The 8,976-nt window shown below is 41.3% G+C and carries 7 protein-coding genes; 3 read left to right on the top strand and 4 right to left on the bottom strand.

Features of this window, described 5'->3' with window-relative positions:
- A partial coding sequence (locus GW12_RS15180; RefSeq protein WP_052127884.1) for an HD domain-containing phosphohydrolase occupies positions 1–2,435 on the top strand: 2,435 nt, incomplete at its 5' end.
- Between the two features lie 168 nt (positions 2,436–2,603).
- Positions 2,604–3,305, top strand: coding sequence for a VIT family protein (locus GW12_RS05585; protein WP_034584550.1), 702 nt, complete (start codon positions 2,604–2,606; stop codon positions 3,303–3,305).
- Between the two features lie 211 nt (positions 3,306–3,516).
- Here GW12_RS05585 and GW12_RS05580 read toward each other — a convergent pair whose 3' ends face one another.
- From GW12_RS05580 to tatA, 4 genes are all read right to left on the bottom strand, one after another.
- Positions 3,517–5,712, bottom strand: a complete 2,196-nt coding sequence (locus tag GW12_RS05580) for a PhoX family phosphatase (RefSeq protein WP_034584548.1) — start codon at positions 5,710–5,712, stop codon at positions 3,517–3,519.
- Positions 5,713–5,896: 184 nt separating this feature from the next.
- Positions 5,897–6,676 carry a twin-arginine translocase subunit TatC gene (tatC, locus tag GW12_RS05575; protein ID WP_034584546.1) on the bottom strand — a complete coding sequence of 260 codons (780 nt, stop codon included), beginning with the start codon at positions 6,674–6,676 and terminating at the stop codon, positions 5,897–5,899.
- On the bottom strand, positions 6,673–7,095 hold the full coding sequence (gene tatB, locus GW12_RS05570) for a Sec-independent protein translocase protein TatB (protein ID WP_034584544.1): 423 nt from the start codon (positions 7,093–7,095) through the stop codon (positions 6,673–6,675). The genes tatC and tatB overlap by 4 nt, the downstream gene beginning before the upstream one ends.
- Before the next feature lie 9 nt (positions 7,096–7,104).
- The gene (gene tatA, locus GW12_RS05565) at positions 7,105–7,323 is read right to left on the bottom strand and encodes a Sec-independent protein translocase subunit TatA (RefSeq protein ID WP_034584542.1); all 219 of its coding nucleotides are present in this window, start codon (positions 7,321–7,323) and stop codon (positions 7,105–7,107) included.
- 331 nt (positions 7,324–7,654) lie between these two features.
- Here tatA and GW12_RS05560 point away from each other — a divergent pair, with 331 nt between their 5' ends.
- Positions 7,655–8,749, top strand: coding sequence for a porin (locus GW12_RS05560; RefSeq protein WP_034584540.1), 1,095 nt, complete (start codon positions 7,655–7,657; stop codon positions 8,747–8,749).
- Positions 8,750–8,976: the final 227 nt, after the last annotated feature.

Raw genomic sequence — 8,976 nt, 5'->3', positions numbered from 1 at the left:
GGATTTCATCGAACTCAGGTTTTTTAGTTCAGCTGAATTTACCGAACAATAAGACCATAGAGTGTCATGTCGCGCCGTTTGCTAAAAGCCTAGGTAAAAAAACAGTCTGGGTAATGGTCATGCACGATATTACGGATCGCCAGCATTTATTACAGGATGTGCAAAAAAGAGCCCAGGAAGTTCACTGTCTGAACCAGATCAACCAACTCTGTAATCATACCTACAGCGATATGCAGGAACTGTTGATAAAAGTCATGGATATCATGCCTTCAGGCTTTTCTCATCCAGAAAGCGTTCATCTGAATATTCAAAGTGAGTGGGGCAATTTTGGTGAAGAAATTCCAGTAGAAACCTTATGTCTGAAATCAGCCTTTGCCAATGACACCCAGGAATTCGGAACCTTAACCGTCTGGTATGATCCAATATCAGAGATGCCGGTTTTTCTCGATGAAGAACAAGGTTTAATAGATCATATTAGCAGTCAGATTACTGATGTTTATATCCGCTTGCAGTCTCAGGGGCGGGTTGCACGTTTAACTTATTTATATCAGCTGCTCAGTGAAACCAACCGGGTGATAGCACATAGCCAGAATCAACCGCAGTTATTAGCTGAGTTGCAGCAAGTACTGCTCAAACTCGGCAGTTTTGCCAAAATTTTGATTGCATTGAAGGTGGATAATCAACCCGAAAGTCCACTCGTACTCCAGTTCCATCATAATATTAGTGCAGAGATATTGCCGACCTTGCAGATCGCCTTACAGCAAGATCAAAATCCGCCATTGCAACATATCAAACATGCCTGCCCAGATGTCGATGTCTATACTTATACCTTGGACGATATTCCAGAAGACAAGATTTCTCCTGAATATCGAATCTGGCAGCAGTATTTAAAACAGCAACAGGTTCAACAGGTAGCTTTAACGCCACTGCTCCTTCAAGGTCAGTTCTGGGGCATTGTTGGCTTATACACTGCTGGACAGATAGAATTTGACCAGGAGCAAATTCAGCTACTGCAAAATCTGTCTAAAGATTTCTCATTTGCACTTGAACGCTTTTCCGCTGAACAGCGCCGTCAAATTGCTGAGAACCATTCACAACACATGGAACAACGCTTCAAGCAGGTATTTTTTCAGTCACCAGCACCAATGCAGATCATTTCCATGCCGGATGAACGCATCGTTGCAGTCAATCTGGCCTATGAAAACTGGTTAGGATACAGCCTGAATGATTTTCAAAATCGAGAAGACTGGCTCAAACAAGTCGCACCCGATCCACAACAACGACAGTTAATGCAGCAAAACTGGCAGGTTGCCTTACAAATGGCTAAAGAGGGTAAACAGGTGCAATTCCCTGAAATCACCCTGATCGCCAAAGATGGTAGCCAACGTATTGCGCAACGCACACTCACAATTGTTGATAATGATATCATTCTGGCTTGGGCTGATCTGACAACCATTCGTCAAACCGAACAGGCCTTAAGAGATAGCGAACAACGCTTCCGTGGCATGGTCGAACAGACTGTGGTTGGGATTTATGTGCTACGTGACAATCAGTATCTATACGTCAATCCAAGTTATGCGGCGATGCTGGGCAGATCAGTTAGCCAAATCATCGGACACAATATTCTGGAATTTACCTTAGCGACACCTGAAACGCAGGCACAAGAGGCACCTGAAGATTCGAATGCGCCGTCGATTGTTGCGTTCCAGCATAAGAATGGCCAAATTCGGGAATTTGCCCTGCATAGCCGCCATATTACCTGGGACGATGACTTACCTGCCGAAATTGTCATGGCTCAAGACATCACCGAGCAAAAACAGGTCCAAGACCAGATTGCCCGTCAGTTAGAACAGCTGGAAGCCACCATGTACGGCACCTTGCAGGCTGTTTCTACCATGGTGGAATTACGCGATCCGTATACTGCTGGGCATGAACGCCGTGTAGGCTTGATCGCCAGTGCGATTGCCAAAGAAATGGGCTGGGATGAAAAACGCTGTCTGCAAATGGAAGAAATTGGACTGGTACATGATATTGGGAAAATCTCAATCCCTTCTGAAATTCTAACCAAACCCTCATGCCTTACACCACTAGAAATGGAAATGATGAAAGGGCATGCACAGGCCGGTTATGAAATTCTCAAAGATGTACCTTTTAATATTCCAATTGCTGAAATCATTTCACAGCACCATGAACGCATGGATGGCTCAGGCTATCCAAAAGGATTAAAAGGGGATGAAATTTATCATGAGGCGCGTGTTTTGACTGTGGCCGATGTGATTGAGTCCATGGCTACTCATCGCCCTTATCGTGCATCTTTAGGGACTGATGTCGCACTGGCAGAAATCTTGCGCGGACGTGGGACAATTTACGATGCCGAAGTGTGTGACGCTGCTGTGCGTTTAATTCGCGATAAAGGATATGTTTTACCGAGTTAAATAGGTTTGATGCCCAGTGAGTTAGTATTCAAAAACACATCATGATTTTATCTTTTGAATCATGATCCGGGAGATGACCACACCGTTATTTTCTTAAAATAAATAGTTGTTTCTTTTAGGGAAATAATTATAGGATAAGAATGTTGATAACAATAAAGAGAGCTCATCGTGCGGCATTCTTATCATAGTGAAAAGCATTATTTTGAACGGGCAGGATGGTTGCGTGCTGCTGTACTTGGGGCAAATGACGGTATTATTTCCGTGACCAGTCTGGTCGTGGGAATGGCAGCGAGTGGGGCCTCTACACATACCTTACTGGTGACTTGCGTAGCTGGATTAATTTCTGGGGCAGCATCGATGGCTGCGGGAGAATATATCTCGGTTAAATCCCAGCAGGATATTGAAAAGAATGATTTGGCAATGGAGGCACGTGAACTAAAACGCCACCCGGATAATGAGCTGAAAGAACTTGAAAATATTTATATCAAGCGTGGACTCTCACCAGATGTGGCACAAACCGTTGCCTTACAACTTACAGCGCACAATGCTTTAGACGCCCATGCCCGCGATGAAATCGGAATATCTGAAAGTAACGCTGCGCAACCGTTTCGTGCGGCATTTTCTTCCGCCTGTGCCTTTACCACAGGTTCACTCTTTCCATTACTTTCAATTTTGTTACTGCCTGAACAATACCTAGATAAAGGTGTAATACTGGTCGGTGTCTTGAGCCTGGGAATTACAGGAGCACTGGCGAGTTATACAGGCGGAGTAAGTATCTGGAAAGGTTCAGTTCGAGTAATGATTTGGGGCATCATCGCGATGCTGTTTAGTTCCTGGATCGGTTCATTATTTAACGTGACTGTGGCTTAGCTTCGTAGATATTTTTTATCTATTCAATCAATGTGTTAGATAAAGAATAGCCCTAATAACTTTTACAGCCTCAAAAAAAAAATAGACTCATTGCATAATATGCAATCTCAATCAAAAGCTCACCTCATAAAGAAATTATTATTTATTACAATAACTTATAAAAAACACAAAATGCCGGCATCAAGCCAGCATTTTGAGATAAGTCAGTTATTTATCCAGCTATAGTTCCGCCATCCTTGCGAGTAATGACTACAGTAGCAGAGCGTGGGCGAGAAGTGGCAGACGAGTTAGTCTGTGAAGCAGGCCAATGACTGGTCGGCTTATCATAACTTCGCGAGTCTTCTCCAGGGTGCTGTACGTTGACAAAAATAGCCTTATAGTCTGGTGTCATGGTTACCCCTGTAATCTCACAGCCTTTTGGGCCTGTCAGGAAACGACGTAATGTCTGGTCTGTCACTTGAGCACCGACAATCGTTTCTTGACCTGAAGATGTTATTGTTCGGATACCATCTCCAACTTGACCTGGAAGTGCAGCTAGCATCATACAGTTGGTGGTGTCTGTATAAGCACCATCATCAGTCTGAATCCACAGCACTCCACGAGGGTCAAACCACATTCCATCTGGCGATGAGAGGTCATTATTATCATTCAAACCAGATAGGTTGATATTTTGTGCCATTTGGGCTTCAGCACCAAATAGATAAATATCCCATTTGAATGTTGTTGCTGTAGTTGTATCCGCATCTTCATGCAAACGGATGATATGGCCATTTACGTTACCCTTACCACCTTCAGGATCACTATAGTTACGCGGATTGGCTGTATCTAAAGGATGTGTAGTACCGCGGTTTGAGTTGTTTGTCAGCGTTACATAGACTTCGCCATTTTCAGGATTAACTGCAACCCATTCAGGACGATCCATCTTGGTCGCGCTAACGCTATCAGCTGCCAGTCGGGCAAAGGTCACAACATCAGCTTGTGAACTAAAAGGATAGACAGTGTTTTGCTCGTTCAAACCATTGCTTGCATAACTCAGTTCAATCCATTGGCCACTACCGTCTGCATTAAATTTGGCAACATAAAGTTTACCATTGTCCATATATTTATCTCCGGCTGCATAACCACCATTACGGTCGTTTTCATTCCATTTGTAGTCAGAGACAAATTTATAAATGTACTCTCCACGAGAGTCATCACCCATATAGAAAGCCAGATTATCATCTTCACGAGCCCGACTTGCGCGACAATCTTCATGGGCAAAACGGCCTAAAGCTGTACGCTTCACAGGCATTTGTCGGCTATCAAAGGGATCAATTTCTACAATCCAACCAAAAGTATTTGGTCCATTACGGTAGTCCTTTGCTGCCTGATCAGCTGTCACATCCGCATTCCATCGATCATAAAGATCTTGCGGTTCAATTGAACCCACTGCAGTTTCCCAAGCATAACGTGAACTTGAACCTGCTTTTAAACCATAACGTTCTAAAGCTATTTTTTCATGAGCTTGGCGATTATCGTCATCCGTTTTGCTACGGACAAAATATCCAATAAAATTCTCTTCTGTGGTGAGATATGTTCCCCAAGGGGTATAGCCATTACCACAGTTGTTATGAGTACCCCGGGTTAATTTTCCACCTGGCGAGAAACGTGTAGATAGTAGAGTTGACCCACTTGCAGGACCTGAAAAGCTCATGACAGTAGAGGCAGTAATACGACGGTTAAAAATCGAATTTTTAACAATTTCTACCTTTTGAGTGGTGCTATCTTTTTGAATATGGACGATAGAAACCCCATGTGCATTCGTCTCACGAATCACTTCATCTTCAGGACGACGACCATCAACTTTGGTTGGGCCTTTAGGGTGTAAGAAAGTTGGATTGATATATTCATGGTTCATCACAAGTAAACCATGTTCAGACACAGTTGGATCATAACGACCATTGGTCATGTTCAAGCCAAAAAAGCTCATGCCATCATGGCAATCGCCAGAGCGAAACTGAAAGCTTGGACCATTGGGAATATTGTTATCATCCCAGCCTGAATACGCAGGATTAATCGAATCACCAAGTGCGTATAGGACATTAGCCTCATAGCCGTCTGGTACAGTGACGATATCGTTTAAGTTTTTAGCAACCAGGCTAAAGCTCAGTTTCTCAGGTTTTGCATCCGGGTTAAGGGCAGGTGGATTTGGCATTGTCTCAGTGGGTGGTAGAGTAGATTCATTATTATCATCGTTACCACAGCCTGTGAGAGAAGAGGCTAAAGCTAATGCGGCAGCTCCACTAGCAGTTTTAGCAATCAAGTCACGACGAGATACGGATATTTCTAAAATATCCCGAAAGTGTTGATTGTTAGAATTATTATTGTCTAATTCCTGATTTTCATCATATGGCAGGTAGTCTGTCATTTTTTTATTCCCATAACTAAGGTTTGGTTGTGTTTTAAAGTCAGGAATAAATTACTGGTTAAATATGACAGATCGGTGAAGCTAATATTACAAATTTATTAAACATAATATTGATTTTTATAGAAAAAATAAAGCAGCCAAGGCTGCTTCATAAGTTTTTTCTTCTTGTATGTTCTTTTTCTTCTTATTCCTTTTTCTCTAAAGATGCCTTTTCTATGCATTTACCGGCTGTTAAACCTAATTCAAATAATAACCACATTGGCACCGCTAACATGATCATGGACAGGGCGTCTGGTGGTGTTACAAACATGGCAATAAAAAAGCATCCCACTATAATAAACCGTCTTTTTTCCACCAAAGTCTGTGTACTGACTATCCCAATCAGGATGAATAACAGGGTGATAATCGGGATTTCAAAAGTAAAACCAAACACTAAAAAAAGTTTAAGACAAAATGCCAGATAACTATTGATATCGGTCATCGGTGCTACGGTTTCTGGCGATACGCTGATAAAAAAATGAAGTATGGAAGGTAAGGCGATCAAATATGCAAAAGCAATACCTGTATAGAAAAGCACAATACTGCTGATTAATAGGGGTAAAGCGAGTCTTTTTTCTTTTGTATATAACGCTGGCCGAATAAAGGTCCAGAGTTGATACAGGATAAATGGCATTGCAATAAACAAAGCAATGAAAAAGTTTAATTTAAATGGTGCCATGAATGTCGCAGTTACATCTGTTGCAATCATGGTGGAACTAGCAGGTAACTGAGCACGCAAAGGCTCCGATAAAAGCTGATAAGTTTCCGATGCGAAAGGCAATAAGCATAAAAATAGCACTATTAGTACACTTACAATTTTGAAAAGGTGTTTTCTTAAAATCACCAAGTGTTTCGAAATCGGCATTTCTTCTAACTGGATTGATTGCGCATCCTTATTCGTTTGGGTCGAAGGTAAAGCACTCATACAGCCACCTTTATATCAGCATAATTTTTTTCTTGTTTTGTTACCTTATCCAGTTGGGTTGGCGGTAAATATATTGGAGAAACAGGTTGGGTGATGAATTGATAAGTACGTTCGTTGTTTAATATCGGTTTTTCAGAACATTTTAACGTTGGCTGAATAACGCTGTTCGTATTCGCTAGTTGTGCCTGCATTTTTGATTCTAATTCCTGAATACGTTTCAGCTCAGTTTGCATTTGCTCGCGCAGTTCTGACAGTCTTAATTCACGGTCTAGATCATTTTGTATATTGCTAGCGATCCTTTTGACTTTGGCCGACCATTTACCGATGAAACGTGCTGCTTCAGGCAGTTTATCTGGTCCAAGAACGAGAAGCGCAATGATGCCAAAGACCAGGAGCTCAGTCATTCCAATATTGAGCATAGCGATACCTTAATTCTTGATTGAAGTCTCACTCGCTTTAACTTCAGCATCAATCGTACGGGAATGTTGAAGTTGAGCTATTTCGGTTTCTTCTTCACGAACTGATTTCTTGAAGTCCTTGATTGCACCGCCTACATCTTTTCCTAGATTTTTTAGTTTGGAAGTACCAAAAAGTAAAATCACGACGATTGCAAAAATCAATACATGCCAGATAGATAGTCCTGCCATTTCTTTATTCCTTATTGAATAGATTTAGATTGACGGACTTATATCAACATTAAAAAATGACAAAACCATGAAACTTTGATGTCAATTTAATGACAGGGACAGAAAAGGTAAATTTACAATTACGTGTGATTGGAATATATATTTAAGCAGCTTTCTTTAAACTCAAATTATGTAGTCATAGGCTTAAACGGGATTCGAGTTATTTAATATTTTTGTAATATTTTCTTAATAATACTGACATATTCGAAATCAATACTGGCTCCAAAAGAGACGTGGTGATCCTCATCACTACAGCATTTAAAAACGACGATAAGTCTTTATTGGAGCAAAAATGAAAAAAACTGCTATCGCACTTACCATTGGGGCAAGCATTTTAACACCTGTGATTGCATCAGCTGCAGACGTCAAATTATATGGGCGAGCACATGTCTCTCTCGACTACTTAGATGATGGTCAAGACTACCAGGAAGTTGGACTATCCTCTAACTCATCACGTTTAGGTTTTAAAGTTGAACAAAAAATTAATGATGATTTAAATGTTTTTGCACAAATTGAACAGGAAATCAGTTTCGCGAGTGGGGATCAAGACTCAAAAGCCATTAATTTTTCTACACGCGATACTTTCGTAGGGCTTAAAAATGAGAAATATGGTCAATTACGTATAGGTCGATTTGACAGCCCATTTAAAACTGCACGTAGTCCAGTCAATCAATTTGGCGATATGATCGGCGATATTCGGAATGTAACGCGTGTTGGCGACTTAAAATTCGATGAGCGCAATGAAAATACACTGGAATATAAATCACCCAAATTTGCAAATGGCTTTAATGTACTCGCTGCAATTTCTATGAACAGTGGTAAAGAAAATTCCAAGGATGCAGATGGATCTGGTAAAGACGATAGCAAAGCATATGACCTTGCGCTGACCTATAAAAAAGATCGCATTGACTTTGCAGCCGCTTACCAGAATTTCGGTAAAAATTCAGCCAATACAGCAGCACCTACAGAAGAGACGAACTCGGGGCGCGATGCATTTCGTATCGCAGGTTCTTATCAATTCACTGAAAGTTTAAACTTGGGTGCCTTATATCAAAAAGCGCAGTTTGATGATTCAGATCGCGGTCTAGATGCACAAGTTTGGGGAGTTTCAGGTGAATATAAATTCACACCTAAAACACTGCTACGCACTGAGTATTTTTACCGGGATGTCGACAGAGAGGATGCGAACACGAGTTTAATCGCCTTAGGCGTGGAACACAAACTTGATCCTGCTCTACGCTTATACGGTAATGTCGCAACCACTCTGAATGATAAAAATGCCAACTTAACCCCTTGGAAAGAAGGCCGAAGTTTAGGTAATGGCGTTAGTGGATTAGCAGGTCAAGATGCTCTCGCGCTATCACTGGGTATGCGCTACGATTTCTAATCAACAAACACTGATATAAAAGGATACCCATCTAAGGTGTCCTTTTTTTATTTAATTGATCATGGCATTGGGTATGTTCTTAGGTAGCCTTGTACCGGACATAGCGGCTAGTAAAACTGCATCTGATGATTTGATTTACTATCACATTATTTTCTGTACTACAGACTCAAAACACAACCCAATATTTTGAAAATATTGATTATTTATAAGGCTCTAGACTAGCAAAA

Source organism: Acinetobacter sp. HR7 (assembly GCF_000773685.1).
Classification (GTDB): domain Bacteria; phylum Pseudomonadota; class Gammaproteobacteria; order Pseudomonadales; family Moraxellaceae; genus Acinetobacter; species Acinetobacter thermotolerans.
The sequence above is the reverse complement of the archived record's forward strand: the minus strand, read 5'-3'. Positions and strand labels throughout refer to the sequence as shown.

Coding starts and splice junctions, on each gene's coding strand:
- GW12_RS05580 (WP_034584548.1), bottom strand. CDS start 5,712: ATGACAGACTACCTGCCATATGATGAAAATCAGGAATTAGACAATAAT.
- tatC (WP_034584546.1), bottom strand. CDS start 6,676: ATGAGTGCTTTACCTTCGACCCAAACGAATAAGGATGCGCAATCAATC.
- tatB (WP_034584544.1), bottom strand. CDS start 7,095: ATGCTCAATATTGGAATGACTGAGCTCCTGGTCTTTGGCATCATTGCG.
- tatA (WP_034584542.1), bottom strand. CDS start 7,323: ATGGCAGGACTATCTATCTGGCATGTATTGATTTTTGCAATCGTCGTG.
- GW12_RS05560 (WP_034584540.1), top strand. CDS start 7,655: ATGAAAAAAACTGCTATCGCACTTACCATTGGGGCAAGCATTTTAACA.